The following is a 25,438-nucleotide window of genomic DNA, read 5'->3' as shown; positions in this document are numbered from 1 at the left end:
CCCGCCATAAGTTATCAGCAGAATAACTAACGGGTTGACTCATGTTTTTAAGCACATTCCTGGTAGAAGACCGGGAGGACATTCGTGACACGCTGATTGACGCCATGGAAGAAATCGCACCCCTGCGGTTTGTCGGCGTTGCAACAAGCGAGGCAGACGCAAAAGAGTGGTTGAGTGCCAATGACGGTAACTGGGATCTTGCGATTGTTGATCTGTTTCTGGGCATAGGCACCGGTTTTGGTGTTCTCAAGGAAGTGCAGGCGCGCTCTGCCCGCCAGAAGGTGGTCGTACTCACAAGCTACGGCCAGCAACGCATACTCGAGCACTGCCGCCAGCTTGGCGCTGACGAGGTTTTCGACAAGTCGCAGGACGTCGAGAAGCTTGTGGAGTTTTGCAAGACACATGCGGCCAATCTCGGCAGCATGAAGAGCATGGGGCTGATCACAGAACAAACGCCAGACTGGCAAACCGGCTAGCCATCAAAGCGCATAAAAAAGGCCAGTCAACACTGGCCTTTTTGTTTCTGCAGCCCTGCCGCGAAAGCTCAGGGTGCCGCGCCCAGCAATTGCTGCTTGCGCGCAAGCATCTGCTCACCCAGGGCCATCATGTCCAGTTTGGTGTTGCGCGCCTTGGGGAACATCTCGTTCTGTTCTTCCTTGACGTGGTGTTTCACGTATTCAGACATCACCTTGATTTTGGCGTCAAACATTTCGCCGTCAGGCTGTTTGTCCTTGACCTGGGCAATCAGGTCTTTCAGTGTGGCGTGTTCCACCGTCGCTTCGGGCACCAGTTCCTTGTCTTTCAAGGCTGCCTTGACTGCAGGGTAAAAAATTTCTTCTTCGACTTCCGCATGCACGGTCAGCTCTGTACAGATCTCGTTCGCCAGTTTGAACTTTTTCGCTCCCGAGTTGGTCTTTTCATACTCTTCAAACAGGCCGCTGACCTTTTTGTGGTCAGCACGCAGGATGGCGATCGCGTCCTGCGATTTTGCGCCTGCCGCTTTTTTTGCGGGCGCGGATTTTTTAGCTGCTGGTTTTGCAGTGCTTGCCATTTGGTTGCTCCGTGGGTTGTGATGGTGAATCCATGTTCGTATTCACACACTTCACGGCACGTCATCCGTGCACGTCAGCGCCTGTAGGAAAAATCACCACCACGCCAGCGTCATTCATTCGGGTTGTTGCCCTGTATGCCCATCTGTTCATTCTTGATGCGAAGCTGAACCTGTTCAAGCTCATCAATCACGCGGTCGATGGCGGACTGGTCAGGCACAGGTGCGGCCTTCAGCCGTTGCAGGGTTTCACGAAGACCGACATATTCGGGCGTTGAATCGATTTTCATGGCGTGCCTCAACCTGGTGAACGTTTGGGGTCGCTGCTGCGCGGGTAGGTGCGCTCTTCCTGGAAACGGCCATCCTCGCCGTGAATTTTGACGGACACTTTTTTGTCCTTCACAAACGTTTCCATCGCCGAAATGATTTCTGACTTGGTGGGCTTTGAGATGGCTGCATGTGCGGCGCCTTCCCGGGTCAGGTCCCAGTGGTTCTGGTGCTTTTTGACATGGTAGTTTTCCATTGCATGGTCTCCTGTTGATGGTGTTGCTCAAGGGTTATTCACGTGGGGGAAAACCATCCTAGGTCCGGCGCCATAACCGGTATGTAGGACGATGCCCGGCGTACATTGAAACCGGCCGCATGCTGCCGCTTTACGTACACTCAACAGGCTACCCAGGCCGCCACCCCCAAACAAGGAGACAAAACATGAAGCGCAGTACCGAACGGTTTCTCACCACACACACCGGCAGCCTGCCCAGGCCGGATGACCTCATCAAGATGATGTTCGCCAAGGAAGAAGGCGTGCCTGTGGACCCTGTTGCCCTGGATGCGCGCATCCGCTCTGCCGTGGCCGAGGTGGTGGGCAAGCAGGCCAAAGCCGGTGTTGACATCATCAACGACGGCGAGATGAGCAAACCCAGCTACGCCACCTACATCAAGGACAGGCTCGACGGCTTTGGCGGCGAGAGCAATTCTTTCAAATACCAGGACCTGAACGACTTCCCGGTGCTGGAGCGTAAGGTCTTCGGCGACCCCGGTCGTTCGCGCCGCAAGACGCCCGCCTGCACATCAGACATCAGCGTGCGCGACGAAAAAGCCGCCCACACCGATGCGCAGAACCTCAAGGACGCGCTGGCCGCCGTCAAGTCAGAAGAAGGCTTCATGAGCGCCGCCTCGCCGGGTGTTGTCGGCCTCTTCTTTGCCAACCAGCACTACAAGGACCGCGAAACCTATCTCTACGCCATCGCCGAGGCCATGCGGCCCGAATACGAAGCGGTCGCCAAAGCCGGCTTTGTGCTGCAGCTTGATTGCCCCGACCTCGCCATGGGCCGGCACATACAGTTCGCCGACCTGCCGGTGAAAGAGTTTCGCAAGAACGCCCAGCTCAACATCGAGGTGCTGAACCACGCGGTCGCCAACATCCCGCCCGAGCAGCTGCGCATGCACCTGTGCTGGGGCAATTACGAAGGCCCGCACCATTGCGACGTGCCGCTGGCCGACATCATCGATGTCGTCTTCAAGGCCAAGCCGTCATACATCTCGTTCGAAGCCGCCAACCCGCGCCATGCGCATGAGTGGACCTTGTTCGAGAGCGTCAAGCTGCCCGAAGGCAAGGTGCTCATCCCCGGCGTGCTGGAATCAAAAACCAATTTCATCGAACACCCGGAGCTCATCGCCCAGCGCATAGGCCGCTACGCCAACCTCGTCGGCCGCGAGAACGTCATTGCGGGCAGCGATTGCGGCTACGGCACCTGGGTGGGTCAGGCTGCTGTGGATCCGGATGTGGTGTGGGCCAAGATGGCGGCTATGGCTGAGGGGGCGCGGATTGCTACGAAGCAGTTTTGGAAAAGCTGACGCGAAGAAACTTCTCTCGTAATCCCGGACTAGATCCGGGACCCATCCCCGCTTCGCTTAACCACATATAGCTTTTCAATTGCCTTGCAAGTTAAAGCAGGTCGGCGACTGCGCGGATGGTTGCGCCTTCGAAAGCTCTGCTGATATCGAAATCTTCAGCCTGAAGAGCGCATGGCTGACTTCAGAGTACGCCATGAGTACGGGTGAAGTTGGAAGCCAAGACAACCCCCTAGTAAATTTTTAATATTGCAGTCATGATGCATGTTACAAAAACTAACACCCGTCCTGTCACGTCCAATTTGAAAGACTTACGCGACTGACCGCTTTAGCTGGAGGCTATGTGCAACCGATTGAATATCACCTTTATCGTGCCAAGTTCATTAAGTCGGCGCAGGGACGCTTATTTGATTCAAATATGAGCGCGCGCTCTCTGTTTTCGGGGAGCTTACAAGAACGACCTTCGCTGGAACTTCGTCGCAACTACGTATGGCACATCGGCAATATTGAGTCCATCAACGCATCAGGTGGAAAATTCGCAGTCGGAAGAACCAGCAAAACTACCATAGAAAAATTCGATCCGATTTCAGGCAATTTTGCAGATCAACTGGATGATTCAGGGCCCTACACATTCGTTTTCTACGACCTCCAGGTTGGTTTGCTGGGTATCGGAAAACGAACAAAAGTTGCACCAAATGTTCAATCAATTGCGCGAAAGATTCAGAAATTGCTCGAGGACTGATGTGGTTAGCGAGAACAGCATAGAGGTGAGAATTGATCTTATTCCGGATCCTGAAAGCTTCCTTCAGAAAATTCATGCGGCATACGCAATAAAACGTTTTCGCGCCGATTTCACAGGTCCAAACCCCATTGACGCAGATGAAATCTTTCAGAAGCCAATGTCCTACTACTGCCAGCAACTGGGAGCCGATAAAGGGAATGTCTCAGTCGTTGGGCCTTCGTTAGATGAAGACGCCGTAACAGAGGTGACCAAATCAACTGCGGCAACTGGCAATAAAGCTTCTGCTCGTATTCAGAATACACAAGGTGGTCGAACCATCCCAATATCGCTTAAAGCGCAAGCCAAGACAATCACCATTCCTCATGATGCTGAGGATGAAGAGATTTTGAGACGAATCCAACTTGCTTACAAAGAGGTGCGTGAGTGATTCTTGAGAAAACGGTTACCAGCATTGACGAGCTGACTCAAGTACTCAATTCTTTACCAAACCACTATGTATTTCGAGGGCAGTGCAATGCTAAGTGGGGTCTTCAATCAGCGCTAGAGCGACTCCTCGGGAGAACTTGGGCGGCAGAAAAAGCCACAAAATTTGAGGCCTATTCGCTGACTACATTTCAATCGAAGTACCACATTTACTGCGGGCAAGAACACACCCCGAAATCCAAGCTGGCTTGGTTGTCTGTGATGCAGCACTATGGGGTGCCTACGCGCCTGATCGATTTCACTACAAGTCCGTACATAGCTTTGTATTTCGCTTTGGAGAAATACGATCCTCTTTTAAAACAGGACTTCTCTATCTTTTTGATTGACTATTCTTCGCTGATGGAAAACTCTTTGGCGTTCATTAAAAAGAACGATCGCACATTTTTAGAGACTCGTACATCTATGCAAAACAAACAGGACGAAGTTTTTGAATTGACCATAGATCGTCGCGCTTACGACATCGCTTGGCTAACCGAGCCTACTGAACTGAATGCGAGGATAGACCGTCAATCAGGAACCTTCTTAATGACAGGAAATCTTGGTCAGCGCATCGAGGACGTCCTGAACAGTGCTACATATAGAACGACAACAATTCAAAAAATTGTTATTCCTGCAAAGCTATACGAGTCGGTATATGTTGGTCTCAGAAAAATGAGCATTAACGCCAAATCTATATATGGAGATTTGGCAGGCCTAGCATCTTCAATACAAATGGAGTTACGTAATTACGCTTCGGAATAGTCCCTTTGAATAAAACTAGACGGACTTGCCGCACTGCCTTCCATCCGCGTACTGCCCAGTTGTATGCGACGCCAGACCACCCTCGACGCGGTGCCCCAGCGGTGGGCGTTGTGGTTGTTGTAAACGCGACCACCCACTGCATCTGTTACCTGCGCCCGCGGTAACCTAGTAGGGCCTCAAGTACCATCACTGCCGGCTCCCTTCCCGCCCACCCGGGCAACCAACAGAGACAAAAGACAATGTTCAATCATGTAATGGTCGGTGTGAACGACCTTGAGGCTTCCCGCAAGTTTTACGACGCGCTGCTGGGCGCTTTGGGTTATGGCCCAGGTGTTGCCAACCGAAACCGCTTTTTTTACCGCAACCCATCGGGCACGTTTGCCATCACCACACCCCTCAACGGTGAGGCCGCATGCCACGGCAACGGCAGCACCCTCGGGTTTTCTGCGCAGTCGACCGCGCAGGTGGATGCCTTTCATGCGGCGGGCGTTGCCAACGGCGGCACGACCTGCGAAGACCCGCCGGGTTTTCGTGATGGCGCGGCTGGCAAGCTTTACATCGCCTACCTGCGCGACCCCGACGGCAACAAGCTCTGCGCGATTCACCGGTCTGCCTGAAAGTGGGTTTGTGCCGGGCAAGACGTGAACGCTGACGCTCTGACCTCACCAGCAGCGGTCGCGCCTCACGCGGTCAGCCGCCTGCGCACAGAGCGCATCGCACGCAGCGCCAAGCCCTTCCTGGCACGCGGTGGCCCCAAGGGCGGACGCTGCGCAGGCTGCCGGCTGCCACCTGAGCACTGCATGTGCGAGCTGCGTCCGCAGCTAGCGACCCGCGCGGGCATCTGCCTGCTCATGGCTGACATCGAGCCACTCAAGCCCAGCAACACGGGATGGCTGGTGGCTGATGTGGTGCCTGACACTTTTGCTTTTGGCTGGACGCGCACCGAGGTTGACCCTGCGCTGATTGCCTTGCTGGCTGACCCGCAGTGGCAGCCTTATGTGGTCTTCCCCGGGGAAGGGCTGGCCGAGGGGCGGGTGATCACGCAGACCTTGCTGGCCGACACCGGCGACAAGACCAAAGGCGGCAAGCGGCCGCTGTTTGTGTTGCTCGACGCGACCTGGCCCGAGGCGCGCAAGATGTTTCGCAAGAGTCCTTGCCTCGACCACCTGCCTGTGCTCAGCCTGCAGAATGAGCAGCTTTCAAACTACCGGCTGCGCCGCTCCCGGCGTGATGATCACTTCTGCACGTCTGAAGTGGCGGCGCTGTGCATGGCGCTGGCGGGTGAGGTGCATGTGGCCGAGACGCTGGCGGCTTACCTGGATGTGTTTACCCACCACTACCTGCAGGCGAAGAACCAGCAACCTGCGGATTTGGATGATGCGGCGCACCAGTTGTTGCGCAGCCTGCGCGTGGGGGTGCAGGGGATGGATCCCGGATCAAGTCCGGGATGACAGCCCGGGAAACCGGGATAGCAGCCGGGGAGGCCAGCAGCGACAATGGCCCACCGCCTCGCTTCGCCCGAAGTCTGGCAAACCCATACACCCAGAAGACCGCCATGACCCAGCAAACGCCCTCAACCCCCGAACCAGCCAAACGCGAACTGTGCGACGGCTGCGCGGGCATACAGCGCAACTGGCGCAAGGCGCCTGGCCACCCGGAGCTGGTGCAGGGCGAGAACCGGCAGGAAAAGCGCCGCCAAGGGCTGGTGTCTGTCACCAAGTACCGCTGCGACAACTGCGGCACGCGCTGGGAATATGAGAACGACAAGACCAACCAGAAGGCGGGCTGGTCGGTGGTGGGAAGGTAGTTTTCGGCTGGCTGCGGGCTGGATGCCCTCACCCCCGCCCTCTCCCGAGGGGAGAGGGAGTGAAGAAAATGCCCACCAATGCTATTAATTCAGTAGCTGCTCACGCACGTATTTATTGGCCTTCAGCCGTTTTAGCCCCTCAAAAACGGCCTTTTTTAGCCTGAATTTGCCCTCAAAACGGGTTTTGGCGCGGCTGCAGGCCCAAAATGTAAAGTCGACTTTACATTTTCACCCTGAAGTGTTCTGGCGGGGGTCAGCCCGTATCAGGGCTTCTTTATGCGCCCGACCAGCACCGAAGCGTCGTACACACTCTTGTAGGCGGCGTCGTTCGTGGGCATAAAGCCGGTGTAGTTGGGCGGCATGGGAATGCTTTTGGCTTTGGTGTCGTCGATGCCGACCAGCGCGTCGAGCAGGCGTTTGGTGAGCGCGGGGTCAAGTCCGTTGCGGACGGAGATCGGGTCTTGCGGCACGTCGGGTGAGGTCCAGATGATGCGGCTTTCAGATTCTTTGGCGGCGCCGCGGGCGATCATGGCGTTGCGGTTGGCGTCGCTGTCGGTGGCGAGATCGAACGCGCCTTTGGCCAGGCCGGTGATGTTGTCGGCGTGCTGGTTGGTGGCGGTGTATTTGAAATATGTTTTGGGGTCAATGCCCTGCGAGACCAGCCAGGCGTACTGCACCAGCCAGCCGGTTGTGGAGTTCTCGTGCGTGAAGGACAGCGACATGTCTTTGGCGCCGCGCGGGAAGTCTTTCACCTCCAGCCCGGGCCTGGCGAGAAACAGCGCGTGGTAAACCGGCGAGCCTGCCACCTTCACCGTGGCAATGGCCGGGCCGCCACCCTGCGCGCGCACGACGACGTAACGGCCCGCGCCGCCCATCCATGCGGCGTCGTACTGGTCTTTGGCCATGGCCTCGTTGACCTTGTTCCAGTTGTCGAGGATGGTGAGTTCTGATTCAACGCCCAGCTGTTCGCCCAGGTATTTGAAGAGCGGGCCCCAGGCGGCGCGCGTTTCGGCCTCGGTGGCGCGGAAGGGGCCGGTGACAAAGCGCAGCTTGTCTGCAGCGCTGGCAGTGCCTGCGGCCATGAAGGCGGCAAGGCCCAAGGTGGCGATGGCGAAGCTGCGGCGGGTGCGTGAGAGAAGTGTGTGGTGCATCTATATGTCTCCTGTTGTGCTGTGAATGGTTGCGCTACGACATGACGGGCTGCACGCAGTCCAGCCAGGTCTGGTCGACATATCGCTGCTGGCGGCCACGCGCATCTTCGGGCAGCAGGCCGGCCTTGATCTGGGCGTCAATGACTTTCTCAAGCCCAGGCACATTGATGCGCATGTCTTCGGTCAGCTTGCCGAGCGAGGTGAAGTAATCCCAGGCGCGCAGCGTGTACTTGAGATCAATCTCCATGTGGCGCGCACAGATGCGGGCCGACTCTTCACGGTTGGCATAAGTCCACTGCACGCCGCGCAGCAGCGCACGCAGGGCGGCCGTGGCGAGCGCGGGGTTCTTCTGGCACCAGTGGAGGTTGGCATTGACGGTGTTGAACTGCCAGTCGGGCACGTAGTCGCTGATGTCGGCGAGTTTGGTCAGGCCCAGGTCTTCACCCAGAAAACACCAGGGCACCGACTGCAAACCGGCGTCAAGCGTACCCGCCAACAGCGCGTGGTGGCGCGAGGGCGCGCCGCCGGTGTCCTGCACTTCGTAGTCGCCGGGGTAGTGCATGTTGTGCTGCACCGCCAGTTCCTGGAAGTGAAAGAAGCTGCCTTCAACCTTGTTCAATATGCCGAAGGTGCGGCCGCGCAGGTCTTCAATCGACTTGATCTCGGGGCGTGCCATGAGCCAGTGGCTGAGCTTGCCCGAGTTGCCGGCAATCAGGCGGAGCGGCCCGCCGGCATAGGCGTTTTGCAGCACGCCTTCCGGCGGCGCAATGGCGATGTGCATGCTGCCGTTCAGCAGTGATTCGATCTGCACACCGCTGCCGGTGTATGAGAAGTCGACGCCCAGTTCTTCTTCATCGAAGTAACCCTGCTCAAGCGCAGCCCAGACCGGGGCGTAATAAAAAGTCTTTGAGACCAGGCCTATATGAAGGGCGTGCCTGGGCGAGTGACTGGACGTGTTCTTCATGTGGTTCAGGAAAGAATGTTTTCAGGAATGCCTTGCGCGCGCTGGGCATCTTTGAGATAGCTGCCGGCGACATATTTCTCGGGCACGGCATCATCGGCAATGGTGAAGCTGCCGGTGCGGTCGCGCTGTATCAGCGAGATGGCGGTGGCAAGGCCTGCCCGGTTGAGGTGCAGGTCAAGCGCGACCGCACCGCCGACATGGTCGGCCCAGGCGCGCTCAAGGTAGCGGCGCGGGATCTTCATGTGCTCTTCGGCAATGTCGATTGCCTCGTCTTTGTGGTCGACCATAAAGCGCGAGCCTTCAAGCGTGGCTTCAAGAAACTGCGTGACCGCGGCCCCATGGCCAGCGGCCCAGGCCTTGCGCACATTGATGCTGGTGAACTGGAAATCGGGAATCCACTGCGACAGCGGGCCGAGGTTGGTGAGGCCTGCGTCTTCAGCCATGTAGTTGTGCGGGTCGGTCTGCATGCCGGCGTCTATGCCGCCGCTGAGCAGCAGCGCATGGCGCGGCGGCACAGCGCCACATTCGACCACCTCGAAGTCACCCGGGTAATGCAGGCCCAGCTCTTCGAGAATGCCCATGAAGAGTGACGAGGTGCCTGCGGTGACCGTGGCCACGCCCAGCTTTTTGCCGCGCAGGTCTGTGAGCTTGCTGATGCCGGGCTGCACGATGAGCGAATGCGTGAGGCGGTTGACGTTGCCGCCAATGATGCACAGGCCGCCGCCGCGCTCGACGTCGTGAATCACATGCTCGGGCGAGCCGACGCCGATGTCGATGTCGCCGGCTTTCAGCTGCGCGGTGACGTTCTCGATGCCGCTGAGCATGCTGATCTGCACGTCAAGCCCGCGCGCGGCATAAAAGCCTTTTTTGACGGCCGCCCAATAAGGTACGTAAAAGAATGCGGGGATGACTATCCCCACGCGTAGCGTTGTGCTCATCGGCTGCCTTGCTGCCCTAGTCGCGGTAAGAGGTGTCGATGCGGTCTGCAATGCGCAGGTAGGCCGGCCAGTCGTCCTTGCCGCCCTTGCGGTCATGCTTTTCCCACTGCGCGGCGGTGTGCTCGCACACCTCTGGCGGCGGTTCGATGATCTCTGCGCCTGTGGCTTCGAGCATGAGCTGCGTCTCGCAGGCACCCACCAGGTAACGCATCAGCGTCAGGGCTTCGCTGGCGTCGTCGCCCGAGGTCAGCAGGCCGTGGTTGCGAAGAATCATCGACTTGGCCCTGGGGCCGAGGTCGGCAGCGATGCGTGCGGCTTCGTTGATGTCTGTCGCAATGCCTTCGTAATCGTGGTACGCAATGCGGTTGTAAAAGCGCATGGCGCCCTGCGTCATCGGGCGAATGCCTTTGGCGTGCGCCGACATGGCCATGCCGACCTTGCTGTGCACATGCAGCGTGCAGTTGATGTCAGGGCGGTTCTTGAGCACGGCGGTGTGGATGGTAAAGCCAGCAGGGTTGACGCCCTGGTCTTCATTGAGCTGCTCGCCGTCGATGCGTATCTTGACCAGGTTGGAGGCCGTGACTTCATCAAACATCACCTTGTGCTGCTTGAAGAGGAAGTAGTCAGGCTGGTCGGGCACACGCATGGCGATGTGGTTGTAGATGAGGTTGTCCCACCCGTAGAAGGTGACGAGGCGGTGGCATGCGGCGAGGTCTATGCGGGCCTGCCATTCGGCCGCGCTGCAGTCCTTGCGCAGGACGGAGCTCTTGATGGGGGCGTTCATTGGTAGGTGTCCTTTTCTGGAATTGGAATGGCAAATTTCAGTTGTCTGCGGTGATGCCCGCACGCTTGATGACCTGCGCCCATTTGTCGACATCGCCCCTGATCTGCGTGGCAAACTTTTCAGGCGGCGCAAGGTCGGGCGTGAGGCCCATGTCGAGCAGGCGCGTGCGCAGTTCGGGCTGAGCCATGATCTGCGTCAGCTCTGAATAGACGCGGGCCTGCACTTCCTTGGGCACGCCAGCGGGGGCAAACAGCGCCAGCCAGGTGCCGGCCTCGAAGCCGGGCACGCCGGACTCGGCGACAGTGGGCAGGTCAGGCAATGTGGGCACGCGCGTCAGGCTGGTGACGGCGATGGCGCGCAGCTTGCCGCCCTTGATCTGCGGCAGCGAGGTGGTGATGCCGTCGAACGCCAGTTGCACCTCATTGCCGAGCAGGCCTATCACCATGGGGCCGCTGCCCTTGTAGGGCACGTGGACGATGTCGGTACTGGTCATGCCCTTGAAGAGCTCACCCGCCATGCGTGTGGTGCTGCCGCCCGAGCCGTAATTGAGCTTGCCTGGCTGTGTCTTTGCCAGCGCGATCACCTCCTGCGTGCTTTTGGCCTGAACCGAGGGATGTACCACCAGCACCAGCGGCAACGTGACCAGCTTGGCCACGGGTTGCAGGTCCTTGAGCGGGTCATAACTCATCTTTGCGAAGAGCGACTGGTTGATGGCGATGGCACCGTCGTTGGACAGCATGAAGGTGTAGCCGTCGGGCGCCGCCTTGGCGACGAGATCGGCACCCAGCATCTGCGAAGCACCGGGTTTGTTCTCGACGATGACGGCCTGGCCCCAGGATTTGGTGAGGCGCTCGGCAATGATTCGCGCCATGATGTCGGCGGGCCCGCCCGCGCCTGTCGGCACCACGATGCGCACGGGCTTGGCGGGGTAGGCCTGCGCCATTGCGGAAGGCGCAAATGACGTGAGCGCCAGAAGGGCCAGCGCGGTGACGGTGATCTTCAATGAAGCACGGCGCGGCGGGCATTGCGGTGATTTGGTATGAATGCGTGAGGGCAAGATTTGTCTCCTGTTGGTATGTCTGGGCGGCCAGTGTGGGTAATCAGTGTGGGTAATGAGATGCGCCGCGTTGGCCGATGGCGTGAATCTAGGCGTGTGGCGAAGGTTCATCAAGATTGATTGAATACTCAACCTGAAACGCGGTGGAACCCGGAAAACTGCAACCCGGCCCGGACTGTCAGGGGAGAAAGGGCCAAGCCCCGCCGGCCGTCGTACCGGCGGGACTAGGGAAGGTCATGATTGATTGGGGCAATCAATGCGACCGCCCTCCGCTGTCATTGCGGACCTGATCCGCAATCCATGCCCCCGCCCCGGAAGCTCGCGCCTGGTCAGCTGTTCACAAACTTGGCACGCGGCCTGAGCAAAATGGACGACAGGCGCTGCTCAAGAATGTGCGCCACCCAGCCGGCCGAGCGGGCAATGGCAAACAGTGCGCCGCCACTTTCACGCGGCAGTCCCATCTCGTTGCACAGGGCTGTGACGACCAGTTCGACCTGCGGCAGCAGATTGAGTTCGGTGCGTGCGGTGGTTATAAAGGCCATGAACTCACGCAGGCGCACGCTGTGCTTCGAACGCGCAGCAGCGATGCGCAACAGGCATGCGGCACGCGGGTCACCCTTGGGGTAGAGCGGGTGCGCAAACCCGGGCACCTTGCGGCCCTGGTCGCGCAGTTCTGTCACGCGCTTGAGCAGCGCGGCGCGCGTGCGTGCGCCGGCGAGAAACACCTCGGCCTGGTCGTAGACGTGCCCCACCTTCACACCGGCGTGCGTACACATGGCAGACACGAGGCAGCCATGCAGTGACGAACCGCTGGATGCAGCAACCCGCGATGCGAATGAAGCAGGCGCCAGTTCATGGTCGGCCAGCAGCACAAGAATGGCCTCGATGGCGCGCGTGTTTTCATCGTTCACGTGGCCGCCCAGCGCGCGCAGCACGCCCTGCACCATGCTGTCGCCAGCTTTCAGCGGCATGAACCTGCGCTCGCCGGCCAGCAGGCCGAGGCAGCCGACCAGCACCTGCAACACCTGCTTGGCGGCATCCAGCGTGTTGCCGCTGCGCAGGCGCTGCGCCACGCCGCCGCGCGAGATGCCCAGCGTCAACACCATCAGCGCAAAGACCTCCATGAACTGCTCACGTGTGCCGACCTTGCCCAGCGATTCACACAGGCGGCGCACTTCTGCAGGCAGCGGCTTCACGTCCCAGCGCACGCCTTCGTCGGGCGAGAGGCCCGTCCACAACAGCTCGGCGACGGATTCGAACGACACCTGGCGCGCGGCGAGGTCGACCGCGATGAGGCCGCGATAGCGCGGGCCTTCGGGAGAGATTTCAGTGATGGATGTCGGCACAATGGGCTCGCCGAACTGCATGGCAGATGCAGCAATTGCACCCTGGCCTGCGCGCACCTCGGCCCTGGCCTTGAGGCGCTCGACGTCTTCACGCAGGTAAAGGTTGTTCTTTTTACCGGGCTGCCTGAAGCTGCGCACCAGGCCGCGGCTGACATACGCGTATAGCGTCTGGTGCTGCACACCCAGAAAGGCCAGGGCCTCGGGGGCCCCCATATAAGCGCGGTCTGTCTCTGGCTCCATCGTCATACCCCTGTTACAAGACTTGCGCAGGTTAACAGTTCTGACATTGATCGGGCATCAAGGTTGATCAAGTCTCAGCGACACTATGAACGTACATCGGCCTCTGGCTTGCTGCAGCATTGTTGCAAAAGCGGCGCTTGCCCCCATCTGGGAAAGATGGCCATGACATCCGGAGGTGCCCCTTGAACCGCAGACTTTTAATCGTTTCAGCCAGCCGCCTGGCATTGGGTGCAGTAGCGTACGCATGCCTGCCCGCACACGCCCAGGCCGCGTACAAGATATCGAAAGAGAAAATCCAGCAGGCAGTGGCCGAACGGTTTCCGCGCAATTACCCGGCGCGCAACCTGTTTGACATCACACTGCAAACGCCGCAGCTGCGCATGCTGCCGGAGCAAAACCGCCTGGGTGTGCAGACCCCCGTCGACCTGGCCGGGCAGGCGTTGAACCAGAGCTACAAGGGCATGTTCGACGTTGATTTCGGCCTGCGGTTTGAGCCATCAGACCTGTCCATACGCGCGACGCGATTGAAGGTCAATGCACTGCGCTTTGACAACCTGGCGCCCGGCGTGGCCGCGCTGCTTTCTGCCTATGGCCCACAACTGGCCGAACAATCGCTGCAGGACGTGGTGCTGCATCAACTCAAGCCGGCGGATCTCGCGCTGCCCGATGGCATGGGCCTGCAGCCTGACAAGATCACGGTGACGGCGCAGGGCATCGCCATCAGCTTTGCGCCCAAGCCTTTGTCGCAACCCCTGCAGCCCGCACAGGCATCCTGACCCGCACAGGTTGAGGAGGTTTTCTTCCAGATATAAAAAAAGACAGGCAATGGCCTGTCTTTTTTGCTGAAGGGCTGATGCACAGCCCGATCAGTGATTACTTGCTTGCGGCCTTGGCAGGTGCTGCCACTGGCTTGGCATCGGCCTTGGCTTCCACCTTGGCGGCTGCTGCAGCTGGCTTGGCGTCGGCCTTGGCTTCCACCTTGGCGTCGGCCTTTGCGGCGGATGCTGCTGGCTTGGCGGCTGCTGCAGCTGGCTTGGCATCGGCCTTGGCTTCAACCTTGGCGGCTGGGGCTTGTGCGAAAGAAGCGCCGACAAACAGGGTGCCGATCAGGGAGGCGAGCAATTTGTTCATTTTTTTAATCCTTGAGATATTGACTGACTATATGAATCGCCATTTTTACGGCGACCCGAAATTCTAGCGGCCAGATGGGGGCCTTCCTGCCGCCACTCAGTGAAAACACTTATGCGTGCAAACCCGCAGTTCATCCAGTTTTGAAAGGCGCATAAAAAAAGACAGGCCGCGGCCTGTCTTTTTGCTTGAGGGCGTGAGCCCTGCTGGATTTACTTGGAGCCAGCAGCCTTCACGTCAGCCTTGCCTTCTGCCTTGACTGCAGTGGTGGTAGCAGCGGCCTTTGCCTTGTCGGCAGTGGCTTCAACCTTGGCTGCGCCAACCTTTTCGTCAGCTTTCACTGCGGTCTTGGTTGCTTTTTCGTCAGCCTTGGCGCCGGTCTTTTCAGCCTTGGCAGTTGCCTTGGCCTTGTCAGCTGCGTCAGCCTTGGCGGCTTTTGCATCAGCTTTTGCCTTGGCCTTGGCGGCTTTGGCTTCAGCCTTGGCCTTCTTTTCGGCAGCAGCTTTTTCAGCCTTTGCTACCTTGGCGTCGGCCTTGGCGTCAACCTTGGCTTCGCTCTTGACAGCGGATGCAACAGCCTTGTCGGCCTTCACTTCAGCCTTGGCAGTTGCTGGGGTAGCGGCAACAGCAGGCGCTGCTGCCGGGGCTGGGGTTTGTGCGGACACAACGCCGACGAACAGGGTGGCGATCAGGGTAGCAAGCAGTTTGTTCATGAAATATCCTTTGGATGTTGACTGGTTATGAATCACTCTTGATTCAGGGTGACCAGTGTTCAACGCCGGACTGCACATATCGTTGACTGCAACACACCAGGTTTCGAAGACAAGCTGCGATTTAGATGCGGCTGTGCACTTTCTTTATTTGCTTATGCCTTTTGGCTGGCTAAATGACGCCTCCAAAGGTGCAGAACCTGTCGCCGTACAGCGACAGCTTGAAGAGGATTGAAAAGGTTGCTGAAGGTTTTGCAATCCTGTCCTGCCCGAATGGTGTGCGCCAAAATGCAACCCCCGTGCGGGACAGCCCTTGATTGCCGTAGCCGCGGGGCTTAGACTGCCGCCTTCAAAACAATACGGAGGATCACCATGCTCACATCCATCAGCAAACCGATAGAGTCCCTGCTGCACACGCGCTGGCTCTATTACGTGGGCGCCGTGCTGCTCACTTTCATCTTCTGGGGCAGCGGCATCGCCAAGCTGACGGACTTTGCCAATGCGCAAAAAGAGATGGCGATGTTCGGCCTGAACCCGCCTGCGCTCTACGCGATTGCCACCATCATCGTGCAGCTGGGCGGCTCGGCGCTCATCATCTCGGGCAGCCGCCTGGCCTGGCTGGGCGCGGGCGCGCTGGCGGTGTTCACCATACTGACCATCTTCATCGCGCACCGCTTCTGGGAGATGACCGGCGAGCAGGCCTTTCATGAAAAGATGTTTGCCTTCGAGCACATCACCGTCATCGGCGGGCTGATCGTCATCAGCATCCTCGCCGAACTGCGCCGCAAGACGGCCTGAGAGGCCTGATCCTCAGACCAGGCCGCCGTTGGCGCGCAGGGTCTGGCCGTTGACCCAGGCCGCGTCCCTGCCCACCAGGAAAGCGACGGCGCTGGCGATGTCTTCGGGTGTGCCCAGGCGCTCCAGCGGCGCCATTTTGGCCATGCGCTCAATCATCTCCGGCGTTTTGCCATCAAGAAAGAGCGCCGTGGCCGTCGGGCCGGGTGCGATGGCGTTGACGGTGATATTTTTGCCGCGCAGCTCTTTGGCCATGATGTTGGTGAAGGTTTCGACCGCGCTCTTGGTGGCCGCGTAGACGGCATAACCCGGCAGGGCCAGGCCGACCACGCTGGTTGAAAAGTTGACGATGCGGCCGCCGTGTTCGAGCCGGGTCGCCGCCTCGCGCAGCGCGTTGAACGTGCCCTTGACGTTGACGGCAAAGAGGCGGTCAAAGGTGGCGTCGTCGGTGTCCCCCAGTTGCGGCAGGCCGGACGGCATGATGCCGGCGTTGTTCACCAGCACATCCACGCGGCCAAATGCTTTGACCGCTGCATCGAACATGCTCTTGACGGCAGCGGAATCTGCCACATCGGCCTGCACGGCAATGGCTTTGCCGCCACCGGCTTCAATCGCTTTAACGACTGTCTGCGCTTCCGCTGATCGGCCGGCATAGTTGACGACAACCGAATAGCCATCCTGGGCCAGCCGCTGCGCAATGGCCGCGCCTATGCCGCGAGAGGCGCCTGTGACGATGGCGACTTGAGGGGTTTGGGAGGAAGTCATTGAAAAGTCCTTGTGTTGAATGGAATGGCTTGATTGTTCTGTTTATTTGTTTCAAGATAAATGGGCTTAAATGGACATTACTATTCAACAAATGCAAACAATACAAGTCCCTGTGGAGCGCCAGCATGGACAGGTTTGACGCCATGCGGCTGTTCACCCGCATCGTCGAGCTGGGCAGCTTTACCCAGGCGGCCGACGACCTGCAGCTGCCGCGTGCCACCGTCACCCATGCGCTGCAGCAGCTCGAAAAGCGCCTGGGCGCGCGCCTGCTGAACCGCACGACCCGCAGCGTCAGCCCCACGCCGGATGGCGCAGCCTATTACGAACGCTGCCTGCGCCTGCTGGCCGATGTTGAAGAAGCCGAGGCCGTTTTTTCAGGTGACGGCAGCAAGCCCAAAGGCAAGCTGCGCGTTGACCTGCAGGGCACACAGGCCAGGCATTTCGTATTGCCGGTGATTGGCGAATTCTGCAGCCGCTACCCCGGCATCGAGCTGGAAATCGGCATGGGCGACCGCTATGTAGACCTGGTGCGCGAGGGCGTGGACTGCGTGATGCGCGCCGGCGAACTCGGCGACTCGACCATGGTGGCGCGACGCATTGCCGAGCTGCAGCAGGTGACCTGCGCCAGCCGCGAGTACCTGGCGGCCAACGGCACGCCCATCAGCATTGAAGATCTGCGCAGGCACCGCGCGGTGAACTTCATCTCCAACCGCAGCGGCAAGATATTGCCTTTTGAGTTTTTGGTCGATGGCGTGATGCGCACCGTACAGCTCAAGGGAACCGTCACGGTCAGCCACGCTGACGCCTATGCCGCCTGCTGCGCAGCCGGGCTGGGCCTGGTGCAGGTGCCGCGCTACAGCATCGCGCCCAGGCTGGAGGACGGCAGCCTGTGCGAAGTGCTGCCCCAGTGGCGTCCGCCGCCGCTGCCGGTGTCTGTGCTCTACCCGCACCACCGCCAGCTGTCGCCAAGAGTGCGGGTGTTTGTGGACTGGCTGGCGAGTGTCATGGCCGGGGCAAGCTGACATCGCGAGCAAGTTATTTGCTACCAATTTAGTAGCTGCTCACGTGCGTATTTATTGGCCTGCAGCCGATTTGATGCCTAAAAACAGGTGTTTTTGACCTGTTTTTGCCCGTTTTTGCTGCCAAAAACGGCCAAATGTTAATACCCATATTAACTTTTACCTCGATTGTTAATATACAAGTTAACTTTTGGCGTGGGTTGGCGCCACGCTCCCTGCGCGCGTGGCTGCTGCCTGGACAAGCCCCTGCTGCAAGGTCGGAAAGCCATACAGCCGTGCAGTGACCCGGCTCTAGAATCAGCCGCAACCGGCAAGAGCATCACGCTCACGCATGGGTTGATCGCAACAAGCGGTCCACCCCCAGCCTCCTCATTTAGCTCCACCACCCCAAAATGCCCTTTGCCTCCCAACCGCGCGGCGCAGGCCGCCGGCATCTCCTTGCCATGTTTCTGATCGCAGCGGCGCTGGCCGCCGCGATGTACCAGGGCAAGGGCTACCCCGAAGAAGACTCAACTGACGGCAAGCGCATGACGGCTGCGGAGCACATCGCCAGCCTCAATGCCTTCGCCCAGGCCGTGCCGCGCGAGATGCGCCATAAGGTGGCGCTGAAGGACAGCTGCACGATCGAGTTCACATCAATGCGCCGCAGCGCCGAGGGCCACGCCTTTGACGTGCCGCTGCTCAGCCTTGACGCCTCGTCGCGCACAGATCGTGAAACAGGCCTGACCTTTGTGGCGATTGGCTCGCTGGACGGCCCGGATGCGCCGCACCACGAGGTCTACCAGACAGACAGGTGGCATGAGGCGATTTCATACCGCTCACACCTGCGCCAGCTGATGCGGCTGTGCGCAGAGTCACTGCGCAAGGACGAACCCGGCCACGCCGGTTAACCGACAGAAGGACAGGACAATGGCGATTGGCTGGATGGCTGTACTGCAGCTGGTTCCCTGGTCTGACGTGATCAGCAACGCACCGAAGATTGCCGAGGGCGCCAAAAAACTCTGGAGCACGGTGGGCAAAAAACCGCCCCTGGAGGATGTAGCACCGCTGGCCGTAGACGACCGCCCATCGGGCATGGCGGCGCTGGAGCAGCGCCTTCAGGCGATGGAAACTGCCGCCAGCGAACTGCACGAACAAATGCTGGCGTCGGCCGACCTCATCAGGACGCTGGCCGAGCAGAACACCCAGCTGGTCAAGCGCATAGAGGTCAACCGCGCACGGCTGGTCATGCTGGCTGCGGCGACTGTTGTCGTGGCGGTCATCGCGATTGCCAGCCTGACGCTTTTGCTGATGCGCTGATGTCCGTGGGCTGACCCATAAAAAAAGCGCCTCACGGCGCTTTTTTTGGGCTGGCTGAATCGCTTATTTCGAAACAACACGAACCATTTCAAGGCACTTGTTGGAGTAGCCCCATTCGTTGTCGTACCAGGCGACCACCTTGATGAAGGTGCCGTCGAGGGCAATCGACGCATCGGCGTCGAAGATGGAGGTGCGGGTGTCGCCGCGGAAGTCGGTGGCGACGACCTTGTCTTCGGTGTAGCCGAGGATGCCCTTGAGCGCGCCTTCGCTCTGCGCCTTCATTTCGGCGCAGATCTCTTTCAGCGTGGCTTCCTTGTTGAGTTCGCAGGTCAGGTCGACCACGGACACATCAGAGGTCGGCACGCGGAAAGACATGCCGGTGAGCTTCTTGTTCAGCTCGGGGATGACCACACCGACAGCCTTGGCTGCGCCGGTGCTCGATGGAATGATGTTTTCAAGAATGCCGCGGCCGCCGCGCCAGTCCTTGTTGCTCGGGCCGTCGACGGTTTTTTGCGTGGCAGTGGCTGCATGCACAGTCGTCATCAGGCCGCGCTTGATGCCCCACTTGTCGTTGAGCACCTTGGCAACAGGCGCCAGGCAGTTGGTGGTGCAGGAGGCGTTGGAGATGATGGCTTCGCCCTTGTACGTCTTGTCGTTGACGCCGAAGACAAACATCGGGGTGTCGTCTTTCGACGGTGCCGAGAAGATGACCTTCTTTGCGCCGGCAGCCAGGTGTTTTTCACCGGAGGCCTTGTCGAGGAAGAGGCCGGTGGATTCCAGCACCACGTCGGCGCCGATGTCGCCCCACTTGAGGTTGGCGGGGTCGCGCTCCTGGGTCAGGCGGATCTTCTTGCCGTTGACGATCAGGGTGTTGCCGTCTACGGACACCTCGCCGTCAAAGCGGCCGTGCACCGAGTCGTACTTGAGCATGTAAGCCAGGTAATCAGGCTCAAGCAGGTCGTTGATGCCGACGATTTCGATGTCGTTAAAGCTCTTGATCGCCGAACGGAAAACGTTGCGGCCGATGCGGCCGAAGCCGTTGATACCTAGTTTGATAGCCATTTTCTTGTTGCTCCTGGAAGTTGAGATTTCTGGGGTTGTCATTGCGGACATGATCCGCAATCCATGATTCGGGGGCATGGATCCCGGGTCAAGCCCGGGATGACGGCGGTACTTATTTCTTCAAAACCTTGCGAACCGTATCAGCCACGTTTTCAGGCGTGAAGCCAAAGTGTTTGAACAGCACCGGTGCGGGTGCGGACTCGCCGTAGCTGTCGATGCCGACCACTGCTGCGCAGCCGTATTTCCACCAGCCGTCGGTCACACCCATCTCGACCGCGATGCGGGGAATGCCCTCAGGCAGCACTTCGGATTTGTAGGCGGTCTTCTGTTTGTCGAAGGTCGTGTTGCTGGGCATGGAGACCACGCGCACGGCGATCTTATGAAAGGCCAGCAGTTCCTGAGCCTTCAGTGCCAGTTGCACTTCGGAGCCGGTGGCGATGATGACGGCCTGGGCCTTCTTGTTCAGGCCGACTTCTGCCGGCTCGGCCAGCACGTAAGCGCCCTTGCTGATTTCACCGAGGTCGTTCTTCGGAGCGTAAGGCAGGTTCTGGCGGCTGAGCAGCAAGGCCGTCGGCTTGTTTTTGTTCTCGAGCGCAACGGCCCAGGCCACCGCCGTTTCAGCGGTATCGCCCGGACGCCAGACGTCGAGGTTGGGGATCAGGCGCAGGCTGGCGGCGTGCTCGATGGACTGGTGGGTTGGGCCGTCTTCACCCAGGCCTATAGAGTCGTGCGTGAAGACGTGAATGACACGAATCTTCATCAGCGCGGCCATGCGGATGGCGTTGCGTGAGTAGTCGCTGAAAGTCAGGAAGGTGCCGCCGTAGGGGATGAAGCCGCCATGCAGCGCAATGCCGTTCATGATGGCAGCCATGCCGAATTCACGCACGCCGTAGTTGATGTGACGGCCGCCGACCTTCGCACCATTTGCGCCCTCGGTCTGCACGACATCGCCGTTCAGGTCAAAACGCAGGGCCGGTGTGGCCTTGGTGTTGGTCAGGTTGGAGCCGGTCAGATCGGCAGAGCCGCCCAGCAGTTCAGGCAGGCCTGCGGTGAAGGATTCGAGTGCGAGCTGCGAGGCCTTGCGCGAGGCCACGGTTTCGGCCTTGGTGTGCGAACCGATGACGGTATCGACAGCCAGCTGCGAGAAGCCCTTGGGCAGGTCGCCCTTCATGCGGCGTGTGAATTCGGCAGCCAGATCGGGGTGTGCGGTTTTATAGGCGGCGAATTTCGCGTCCCAGTCGGCCTCAAGCGCCAGACCCTTGGCCTTGGCATCCCAGTCGTCGTGCACTTCTTTCGGGATTTCAAACGGGGCATGCGGCCAGTTGATGGCGTCACGGGTCAGCTTGATTTCATCAGCACCCAGCGGCTCGCCGTGGGCTTTGGAGGTATTGGCGCGGTTGGGCGAGCCTTTGCCGATGTGGGTCTTGCAGATGATGAGCGTGGGCTTGTCGGCGGACTTCTTCGCATCGGCAATGGACGTGGCGACCAGCGCGGCGTCGTGGCCGTCAACCGGGCCGATCACGTTCCAGCCGTAGGCGGCAAAGCGCACGGCAGTGTTGTCTATGAACCAGGGCGCGACCTGGCCGTCAATCGAAATGCCGTTGTCGTCGTACAGCGCGATCAGCTTGTTCAGCTTCCAGGCGCCTGCCAGTGCAGCGGCTTCGTGGCTGATGCCTTCCATCAGGCAGCCGTCGCCCATGAAGACATAGGTGTTGTGATCCACCACCTTGTGTCCGTCGCGGTTGAACTCCTTGGCCATCAGCTTTTCAGCCAGCGCCATGCCGACCGCGTTGGTCAGGCCCTGGCCGAGGGGGCCGGTGGTGGTTTCAACGCCGGGGGTGTAGCCGTATTCAGGGTGGCCGGGGGTCTTGCTGTGCAGCTGGCGGAAGTTCTTCAACTCCTTTATCGGCAGTGCATACCCCGTCAGATGCAGCACGGCATAGATGAGCATGGAGCCGTGGCCGTTGGACAGCACAAATCGGTCGCGGTCAAACCAGTTGGGGTTGTGCGGGCTGTGCTTGAGGTGGCTGCCCCAGAGGGCGACGGCCATGTCGGCCATGCCCATGGGGGCGCCGGGGTGTCCGGAGTTGGCTTGTTGTACGGCGTCCATCGCGAGGGCGCGTATCGCGCTCGCCATCAATTGCGTGTTTGCCATGCAGGCTGCTCCAGAGGGAAAAGATCGGGGAATCGGGGGAAAGCCCATTATTTTAACGGGCCGGGCGTGGCGGCCCTTTTGGTCGGGTTTAGGGCGTTCTGGCGGGGCGGGCAGGCCAATGTTGCAGCGGCATGGTCTAAAGTGGGGGCATGCATGGGCTACACCTGACTGCCGACCTCCACAACTGCCGCTGCGAGCGGGAATGGCTGCTGGATGCCGGGAAACTGGGGGCCTGGTGCCTGAACGCCGTGGAGACGATGGGCCTGCAAGCGCGCAAGCAGCTTTTTGACAGCTTTTCAGCCCCCGCCACCGGCGACGGCATCACCGTCACCCTGCTGCTTGCCGGCTCGCATGTCTGCATACACGCCTGGCCAGTCGGGAAAACGGCCACGATCGATGTGTTTATCTCTGGCCAGCATACAGCCCTGGCACAACCCTTGATGCAGACGCTGGTAGACCGATTTGCCCCCGAATGGACGGAACAGCGCTCACTCGACCGCGGGGACGAGTCTTGAGCAGCGGCGCCACAGCCATGATTCTGGCCGCCGGGCGTGGCGAACGCATGCGACCGCTGACAGACAGCACGCCCAAGCCGCTGCTGCAGGTTCAGGGCAAACCTCTGATTGAATGGCATACAGATGCGCTCGCCAAGGGCGGGTTCAGGCAACTGGTGATCAATACCGCGTGGCTGGGCGAGCAGATTCCGGCGCATTTTGAAGGCAGTGCGCTGTCGCTCGCCTGGTCACATGAGGGCGCTGATTTTGGCGGTGCACTCGAAACTGCAGGCGGCATTGCCCGAGCGCTGCCCCTGCTGGGTGATGTGTTCTGGGTACTGGCCGGTGATGTGTTTGTGCCGGACTTTGAATTCACGCAGGCCGCAGTTGACCGGTTTATGGCCAGCGGCAAACTGGCCCACCTATGGCTGGTGCCCAACCCGCCGCACAACACCAAGGGCGATTTCGGCCTGGGCAAAGACGGTCTGGCACTGAACCTGCCCGCCGGCGCACCCGGGCCGCGTTTCACCTTCAGCACAATTGGGCTTTACCGCAAGGCGCTGTTTGATGCACTGCCCTATGGCAACCCCGATGGCATCAAGGCCCCACTCGCACCCCTGCTGCGGCAGGCCATGGACAATCAGCAGGTGAGCGCCGAGCTGTATGAAAAAGCCTGGACCGACGTCGGCACACCAGCGCGCCTGCAGGAACTGAATAACCCAACACTCGCTACTGCGAGCCAGACATCATGATGAGCACCAAGGTTTACGAAAAAAGGCGCGCTGCCGTTGCACGCGCCCTCAAGGCCGCAGGCGGCGGCGTGGCATTGCTGCCCACAGCCCCGGAATTGCCACGCAACCGCGACAGCGACTTCCCGTACCGGCACGACAGCTACTTTTATTACCTCACGGGTTTTACCGAGCCTGGCAGCTGGCTGGTGATTGAGGCGAGCGGCAAGACCACCCTGTTTTGCCGACCCAAGGACCTGGAACGCGAAATCTGGGATGGCATTCGTCTGGGCCCGAAGGCGGCACCTGCGGCACTGGGTGTTGACGCGGCCTTCAGCGTTGAAGCACTGGCCGGGAACATGCCCGCATTGCTCACCAACCAGAAGGCAGTATGGTTTCCGTTTGCAACGCACAAGGGGCTGGAGACGCAGGTGGACGGCTGGCTGAACAGCGTGCGCGCGCGTGCACGCATGGGCGCGGAATGCCCGCAGAGCCAGCATGATTTGTGCAGCGTGCTGGACGAGATGCGCCTGACGAAAGATGCGCATGAAATCGCCATCCTGCGCCAGGCCGGAAAAATCTCGGCTGCAGCGCATGTGCGCGCCATGAAGACTTCAGCCGCCATGCTGCGCCAGCCCATCAAGGGCGGCGCACGCGAGTACCACCTTGAAGCGGAACTGCTGCATGAGTTCCGCCGTCATGGCTCGCAGTTTCCGGCCTACACCAGCATCGTGGCCGCCGGCGCCAACGCCTGCATATTGCATTACCGCGCCGACACGGCCGAGCTCAAGCCAGGCGAGTTGTGCCTGATTGACGCCGGCTGCGAACTTGACGGTTACGCCAGCGACATCACGCGCACCTTCCCGGCCGATGGCAAATTCACGCCCGCACAGCGCACGCTTTATGACATCGTGCTTGAAGCGCAATATGCCGCCGTGAAAGTCACCCGCCCCGGCAAGCGCTTCAACGACCCGCATGACGCCGCCACCCGCGTGCTGGCCCAGGGCATGCTGGACACCGGCCTGCTTGACAAGAAGAAACACGGCAAGGTTGATGACGTGCTGGCCTCGGGCGCTTACCGCCAGTTCTACATGCACCGCACCAGCCACTGGATGGGCATGGACGTGCATGACTGCGGCGATTACACCGAGCCCGGCAGCAAGCCCCGTGAAGAAAAAGACATGCTCGGCCAGCTGGTGATGAAAAAGCCCTCACGCATTTTGCGGCCCGGCATGGTGCTCACGATAGAGCCGGGCATTTATGTGCGGCCGGCCAGGGGCGTGCCGAAAGAGTTCTGGAATATAGGCATACGCATTGAGGATGATGCGCTGGTGACAAAAGACGGGTGCGAACTGATGACCCGTGGGGTGCCTGTGGATGGGGATGAGATTGAAGCCTTGATGCGCGGGTAAAACGTTCTGGATTACCCTGGGCCGGGGCGAGGGTCGCGGCGCTGTCCTACGCGGCGGGGTCAACAGCGACGCGAAGCCGCACGTTGAGCTTGTGTAACCCCCACAACCACAAGGACAAACCTGCCATGACACTCTCACTCACATCCCGCCGCCTGGTCGCCATCGCGATCACCTCGCTGTTCATCGCAGGTCCGGTTCTTGCCAAAGACCATGGCGATGATCATGGCAACGGCAAAGGCAAGCACGGCCAGAAGCACGAAAACAAGGAAGACAAGCGCGCCGACAAGGAACAAAAGCACGCGGACAAACGCCAGCGTGAAGAAATCAAGCAGGGCGCCTACTTCAATGAGCAGCAGCGGACCTACGCACGGGAGTACTACACCACGAATTACGGTGGCGCAAAACGCTGCCCTCCCGGCCTGGCAAAGAAGAACAACGGCTGCCTGCCCCCAGGTCAGGCCCGGAACTGGGTGGTAGGCCAGCCCGTCCCGCGCGGCGTCACCTTGTATACAGTGGCCCCGCCAGTTGTCCGCATGCTGCCCCCAGCACCCTATGGTTATCGCTACGCACGCCTGGGCGGTGATGTCGTGCTGGTCCAGCAGCAGAACAACATCATCGTGGACATCATTCAGGGCCTTCTCGGCGGCTAGAACCCCGCAGGCCGGCGCGCCGGCTTCTGGCGCATCCGGCCAGTTCCGTCACACGCATAAACCGGC

General features: G+C 59.8%; 31 protein-coding genes. 17 read left to right on the top strand and 14 right to left on the bottom strand.

Annotated elements, in window-relative coordinates:
- The first annotated feature begins 41 nt into the window (after window positions 1–41).
- Window positions 42–476 carry a response regulator gene (locus HYX42_RS05365; RefSeq protein WP_293400622.1) on the top strand — a complete coding sequence of 145 codons (435 nt, stop codon included), beginning with the start codon at window positions 42–44 and terminating at the stop codon, window positions 474–476.
- Between the two features lie 68 nt (window positions 477–544).
- Here the strand turns inward: HYX42_RS05365 and HYX42_RS05360 are convergent, their stop codons facing one another.
- The 3 genes from HYX42_RS05360 to HYX42_RS05350 form a co-directional block, all read right to left on the bottom strand.
- The gene (locus HYX42_RS05360) at window positions 545–1,051 is read right to left on the bottom strand and encodes a hemerythrin domain-containing protein (protein ID WP_293400620.1); all 507 of its coding nucleotides are present in this window, start codon (window positions 1,049–1,051) and stop codon (window positions 545–547) included.
- A gap of 110 nt (window positions 1,052–1,161) precedes the next feature.
- Window positions 1,162–1,338 carry a hypothetical protein gene (locus HYX42_RS05355; RefSeq protein ID WP_293400618.1) on the bottom strand — a complete coding sequence of 59 codons (177 nt, stop codon included), beginning with the start codon at window positions 1,336–1,338 and terminating at the stop codon, window positions 1,162–1,164.
- 8 nt (window positions 1,339–1,346) lie between these two features.
- Entirely contained in the window at window positions 1,347–1,571 is a 225-nt protein-coding gene (locus HYX42_RS05350; protein WP_293400616.1) for a DUF2188 domain-containing protein, read from the bottom strand.
- Window positions 1,572–1,756: 185 nt separating this feature from the next.
- Between HYX42_RS05350 and HYX42_RS05345 the strand changes: the two genes are divergently transcribed.
- The 7 genes from HYX42_RS05345 (at window position 1,757) to HYX42_RS05315 (ending at window position 6,675) form a co-directional block, all read left to right on the top strand.
- Complete coding sequence (locus HYX42_RS05345; RefSeq protein ID WP_293400614.1) at window positions 1,757–2,905, top strand: cobalamin-independent methionine synthase II family protein; 1,149 nt, start codon at window positions 1,757–1,759, stop codon at window positions 2,903–2,905.
- 340 nt (window positions 2,906–3,245) lie between these two features.
- Window positions 3,246–3,644, top strand: a complete 399-nt coding sequence (locus HYX42_RS05340) for a hypothetical protein (protein WP_293400612.1) — start codon at window positions 3,246–3,248, stop codon at window positions 3,642–3,644.
- A 25-nt stretch (window positions 3,645–3,669) separates the two neighbouring features.
- On the top strand, window positions 3,670–4,071 hold the full coding sequence (locus HYX42_RS05335) for a hypothetical protein (RefSeq protein WP_293400610.1): 402 nt from the start codon (window positions 3,670–3,672) through the stop codon (window positions 4,069–4,071).
- A complete protein-coding gene (locus HYX42_RS05330; RefSeq protein ID WP_293400608.1) occupies window positions 4,068–4,868 on the top strand; it encodes an FRG domain-containing protein in 801 nt (266 codons plus the stop codon). The genes HYX42_RS05335 and HYX42_RS05330 overlap by 4 nt, the downstream gene beginning before the upstream one ends.
- Window positions 4,869–5,107: 239 nt before the next feature.
- A complete protein-coding gene (locus HYX42_RS05325) occupies window positions 5,108–5,485 on the top strand; it encodes a VOC family protein (protein ID WP_293400606.1) in 378 nt (125 codons plus the stop codon).
- Between the two features lie 24 nt (window positions 5,486–5,509).
- A complete protein-coding gene (locus HYX42_RS05320) occupies window positions 5,510–6,319 on the top strand; it encodes a tRNA-uridine aminocarboxypropyltransferase (RefSeq protein WP_293400604.1) in 810 nt (269 codons plus the stop codon).
- Between the two features lie 104 nt (window positions 6,320–6,423).
- Window positions 6,424–6,675: a hypothetical protein gene (locus HYX42_RS05315; RefSeq protein ID WP_293400602.1), complete on the top strand. Its 252-nt coding sequence runs from the start codon at window positions 6,424–6,426 to the stop codon at window positions 6,673–6,675.
- Window positions 6,676–6,938: 263 nt separating this feature from the next.
- Here HYX42_RS05315 and phnD read toward each other — a convergent pair whose 3' ends face one another.
- The 6 genes from phnD to HYX42_RS05285 form a co-directional block, all read right to left on the bottom strand.
- The gene (phnD, locus tag HYX42_RS05310) at window positions 6,939–7,826 is read right to left on the bottom strand and encodes a phosphate/phosphite/phosphonate ABC transporter substrate-binding protein (RefSeq protein ID WP_293400600.1); all 888 of its coding nucleotides are present in this window, start codon (window positions 7,824–7,826) and stop codon (window positions 6,939–6,941) included.
- Between the two features lie 34 nt (window positions 7,827–7,860).
- On the bottom strand, window positions 7,861–8,790 hold the full coding sequence (locus HYX42_RS05305) for an ABC transporter substrate-binding protein (protein ID WP_293400598.1): 930 nt from the start codon (window positions 8,788–8,790) through the stop codon (window positions 7,861–7,863).
- A 5-nt stretch (window positions 8,791–8,795) separates the two neighbouring features.
- Window positions 8,796–9,728, bottom strand: a complete 933-nt coding sequence (locus HYX42_RS05300) for an ABC transporter substrate-binding protein (RefSeq protein ID WP_293400596.1) — start codon at window positions 9,726–9,728, stop codon at window positions 8,796–8,798.
- Window positions 9,729–9,744: 16 nt separating this feature from the next.
- On the bottom strand, window positions 9,745–10,512 hold the full coding sequence (locus HYX42_RS05295) for a class II aldolase/adducin family protein (RefSeq protein WP_293400594.1): 768 nt from the start codon (window positions 10,510–10,512) through the stop codon (window positions 9,745–9,747).
- 37 nt (window positions 10,513–10,549) lie between these two features.
- Window positions 10,550–11,569, bottom strand: coding sequence for a tripartite tricarboxylate transporter substrate binding protein (locus HYX42_RS05290; protein WP_293400592.1), 1,020 nt, complete (start codon window positions 11,567–11,569; stop codon window positions 10,550–10,552).
- A 329-nt stretch (window positions 11,570–11,898) separates the two neighbouring features.
- Window positions 11,899–13,155, bottom strand: coding sequence for a citrate/2-methylcitrate synthase (locus tag HYX42_RS05285; protein ID WP_293400590.1), 1,257 nt, complete (start codon window positions 13,153–13,155; stop codon window positions 11,899–11,901).
- Between the two features lie 182 nt (window positions 13,156–13,337).
- Between HYX42_RS05285 and HYX42_RS05280 the strand changes: the two genes are divergently transcribed.
- Window positions 13,338–13,931, top strand: coding sequence for a DUF1439 domain-containing protein (locus tag HYX42_RS05280; protein WP_293400588.1), 594 nt, complete (start codon window positions 13,338–13,340; stop codon window positions 13,929–13,931).
- A 97-nt stretch (window positions 13,932–14,028) separates the two neighbouring features.
- On the opposite strand, the gene HYX42_RS05275 is transcribed toward HYX42_RS05280, so the two are convergent.
- Together HYX42_RS05275 and HYX42_RS05270 are read right to left on the bottom strand one after the other, a co-directional pair.
- Entirely contained in the window at window positions 14,029–14,286 is a 258-nt protein-coding gene (locus HYX42_RS05275) for a hypothetical protein (protein ID WP_293400586.1), read from the bottom strand.
- 209 nt (window positions 14,287–14,495) lie between these two features.
- Complete coding sequence (locus HYX42_RS05270) at window positions 14,496–14,996, bottom strand: hypothetical protein (protein WP_293400584.1); 501 nt, start codon at window positions 14,994–14,996, stop codon at window positions 14,496–14,498.
- Between the two features lie 369 nt (window positions 14,997–15,365).
- On the opposite strand from HYX42_RS05270, the gene HYX42_RS05265 reads away from it, so the two are divergent.
- Complete coding sequence (locus HYX42_RS05265; RefSeq protein WP_293400582.1) at window positions 15,366–15,791, top strand: DoxX family protein; 426 nt, start codon at window positions 15,366–15,368, stop codon at window positions 15,789–15,791.
- Between the two features lie 12 nt (window positions 15,792–15,803).
- On the opposite strand, the gene HYX42_RS05260 is transcribed toward HYX42_RS05265, so the two are convergent.
- The gene (locus tag HYX42_RS05260; RefSeq protein WP_293400580.1) at window positions 15,804–16,553 is read right to left on the bottom strand and encodes an SDR family oxidoreductase; all 750 of its coding nucleotides are present in this window, start codon (window positions 16,551–16,553) and stop codon (window positions 15,804–15,806) included.
- 125 nt (window positions 16,554–16,678) lie between these two features.
- Here HYX42_RS05260 and HYX42_RS05255 point away from each other — a divergent pair, with 125 nt between their 5' ends.
- From HYX42_RS05255 to HYX42_RS05245, 3 genes are all read left to right on the top strand, one after another.
- On the top strand, window positions 16,679–17,575 hold the full coding sequence (locus HYX42_RS05255; RefSeq protein WP_293400578.1) for a LysR family transcriptional regulator: 897 nt from the start codon (window positions 16,679–16,681) through the stop codon (window positions 17,573–17,575).
- Between the two features lie 440 nt (window positions 17,576–18,015).
- Window positions 18,016–18,462: a hypothetical protein gene (locus HYX42_RS05250; RefSeq protein WP_293400576.1), complete on the top strand. Its 447-nt coding sequence runs from the start codon at window positions 18,016–18,018 to the stop codon at window positions 18,460–18,462.
- A gap of 19 nt (window positions 18,463–18,481) precedes the next feature.
- A complete protein-coding gene (locus HYX42_RS05245) occupies window positions 18,482–18,871 on the top strand; it encodes a hypothetical protein (protein ID WP_293400574.1) in 390 nt (129 codons plus the stop codon).
- A gap of 63 nt (window positions 18,872–18,934) precedes the next feature.
- Here HYX42_RS05245 and gap read toward each other — a convergent pair whose 3' ends face one another.
- Window positions 18,935–19,933: a type I glyceraldehyde-3-phosphate dehydrogenase gene (gap, locus tag HYX42_RS05240; protein WP_293400572.1), complete on the bottom strand. Its 999-nt coding sequence runs from the start codon at window positions 19,931–19,933 to the stop codon at window positions 18,935–18,937.
- 112 nt (window positions 19,934–20,045) lie between these two features.
- Complete coding sequence (tkt, locus tag HYX42_RS05235) at window positions 20,046–22,088, bottom strand: transketolase (RefSeq protein WP_293400570.1); 2,043 nt, start codon at window positions 22,086–22,088, stop codon at window positions 20,046–20,048.
- 149 nt (window positions 22,089–22,237) lie between these two features.
- On the opposite strand from tkt, the gene HYX42_RS05230 reads away from it, so the two are divergent.
- The 4 genes from HYX42_RS05230 (at window position 22,238) to HYX42_RS05215 (ending at window position 25,372) form a co-directional block, all read left to right on the top strand.
- Window positions 22,238–22,603 carry an S-adenosylmethionine decarboxylase family protein gene (locus HYX42_RS05230; protein ID WP_293400568.1) on the top strand — a complete coding sequence of 122 codons (366 nt, stop codon included), beginning with the start codon at window positions 22,238–22,240 and terminating at the stop codon, window positions 22,601–22,603.
- A gap of 17 nt (window positions 22,604–22,620) precedes the next feature.
- Window positions 22,621–23,334: a nucleotidyltransferase family protein gene (locus HYX42_RS05225; protein ID WP_293400900.1), complete on the top strand. Its 714-nt coding sequence runs from the start codon at window positions 22,621–22,623 to the stop codon at window positions 23,332–23,334.
- On the top strand, window positions 23,331–24,722 hold the full coding sequence (locus HYX42_RS05220) for an aminopeptidase P N-terminal domain-containing protein (protein WP_293400566.1): 1,392 nt from the start codon (window positions 23,331–23,333) through the stop codon (window positions 24,720–24,722). Before HYX42_RS05225 ends, HYX42_RS05220 begins: the two co-directional genes overlap by 4 nt.
- A gap of 125 nt (window positions 24,723–24,847) precedes the next feature.
- Window positions 24,848–25,372, top strand: a complete 525-nt coding sequence (locus tag HYX42_RS05215; RefSeq protein WP_293400565.1) for an RcnB family protein — start codon at window positions 24,848–24,850, stop codon at window positions 25,370–25,372.
- Window positions 25,373–25,438: the final 66 nt, after the last annotated feature.

Source organism: Polaromonas sp. (assembly GCF_016185115.1).
In the GTDB taxonomy this organism is placed as follows: Bacteria; Pseudomonadota; Gammaproteobacteria; order Burkholderiales; family Burkholderiaceae_C; genus Polaromonas.
This window is presented reverse-complemented; position numbering and strand designations above follow the sequence as displayed.

Bases quoted from the DNA above. Each gene is read 5' to 3' on its own strand.
- HYX42_RS05215 (WP_293400565.1), top strand. From the start codon at position 24,848: ATGACACTCTCACTCACATCCCGCCGCCTGGTCGCCATCGCGATCACC.
- HYX42_RS05265 (WP_293400582.1), top strand. From the start codon at position 15,366: ATGCTCACATCCATCAGCAAACCGATAGAGTCCCTGCTGCACACGCGC.
- HYX42_RS05255 (WP_293400578.1), top strand. From the start codon at position 16,679: ATGGACAGGTTTGACGCCATGCGGCTGTTCACCCGCATCGTCGAGCTG.
- phnD (WP_293400600.1), bottom strand. From the start codon at position 7,826: ATGCACCACACACTTCTCTCACGCACCCGCCGCAGCTTCGCCATCGCC.
- HYX42_RS05305 (WP_293400598.1), bottom strand. From the start codon at position 8,790: ATGAAGAACACGTCCAGTCACTCGCCCAGGCACGCCCTTCATATAGGC.
- HYX42_RS05350 (WP_293400616.1), bottom strand. From the start codon at position 1,571: ATGGAAAACTACCATGTCAAAAAGCACCAGAACCACTGGGACCTGACC.
- HYX42_RS05365 (WP_293400622.1), top strand. From the start codon at position 42: ATGTTTTTAAGCACATTCCTGGTAGAAGACCGGGAGGACATTCGTGAC.
- HYX42_RS05285 (WP_293400590.1), bottom strand. From the start codon at position 13,155: ATGGAGCCAGAGACAGACCGCGCTTATATGGGGGCCCCCGAGGCCCTG.
- tkt (WP_293400570.1), bottom strand. From the start codon at position 22,088: ATGGCAAACACGCAATTGATGGCGAGCGCGATACGCGCCCTCGCGATG.
- HYX42_RS05220 (WP_293400566.1), top strand. From the start codon at position 23,331: ATGATGAGCACCAAGGTTTACGAAAAAAGGCGCGCTGCCGTTGCACGC.
- HYX42_RS05355 (WP_293400618.1), bottom strand. From the start codon at position 1,338: ATGAAAATCGATTCAACGCCCGAATATGTCGGTCTTCGTGAAACCCTG.
- HYX42_RS05275 (WP_293400586.1), bottom strand. From the start codon at position 14,286: ATGAACAAATTGCTCGCCTCCCTGATCGGCACCCTGTTTGTCGGCGCT.
- HYX42_RS05295 (WP_293400594.1), bottom strand. From the start codon at position 10,512: ATGAACGCCCCCATCAAGAGCTCCGTCCTGCGCAAGGACTGCAGCGCG.
- HYX42_RS05325 (WP_293400606.1), top strand. From the start codon at position 5,108: ATGTTCAATCATGTAATGGTCGGTGTGAACGACCTTGAGGCTTCCCGC.
- HYX42_RS05230 (WP_293400568.1), top strand. From the start codon at position 22,238: ATGCATGGGCTACACCTGACTGCCGACCTCCACAACTGCCGCTGCGAG.
- HYX42_RS05300 (WP_293400596.1), bottom strand. From the start codon at position 9,728: ATGAGCACAACGCTACGCGTGGGGATAGTCATCCCCGCATTCTTTTAC.
- HYX42_RS05245 (WP_293400574.1), top strand. From the start codon at position 18,482: ATGGCGATTGGCTGGATGGCTGTACTGCAGCTGGTTCCCTGGTCTGAC.
- HYX42_RS05345 (WP_293400614.1), top strand. From the start codon at position 1,757: ATGAAGCGCAGTACCGAACGGTTTCTCACCACACACACCGGCAGCCTG.
- gap (WP_293400572.1), bottom strand. From the start codon at position 19,933: ATGGCTATCAAACTAGGTATCAACGGCTTCGGCCGCATCGGCCGCAAC.
- HYX42_RS05315 (WP_293400602.1), top strand. From the start codon at position 6,424: ATGACCCAGCAAACGCCCTCAACCCCCGAACCAGCCAAACGCGAACTG.
- HYX42_RS05360 (WP_293400620.1), bottom strand. From the start codon at position 1,051: ATGGCAAGCACTGCAAAACCAGCAGCTAAAAAATCCGCGCCCGCAAAA.
- HYX42_RS05250 (WP_293400576.1), top strand. From the start codon at position 18,016: ATGTTTCTGATCGCAGCGGCGCTGGCCGCCGCGATGTACCAGGGCAAG.
- HYX42_RS05270 (WP_293400584.1), bottom strand. From the start codon at position 14,996: ATGAACAAACTGCTTGCTACCCTGATCGCCACCCTGTTCGTCGGCGTT.
- HYX42_RS05260 (WP_293400580.1), bottom strand. From the start codon at position 16,553: ATGACTTCCTCCCAAACCCCTCAAGTCGCCATCGTCACAGGCGCCTCT.
- HYX42_RS05225 (WP_293400900.1), top strand. From the start codon at position 22,621: ATGATTCTGGCCGCCGGGCGTGGCGAACGCATGCGACCGCTGACAGAC.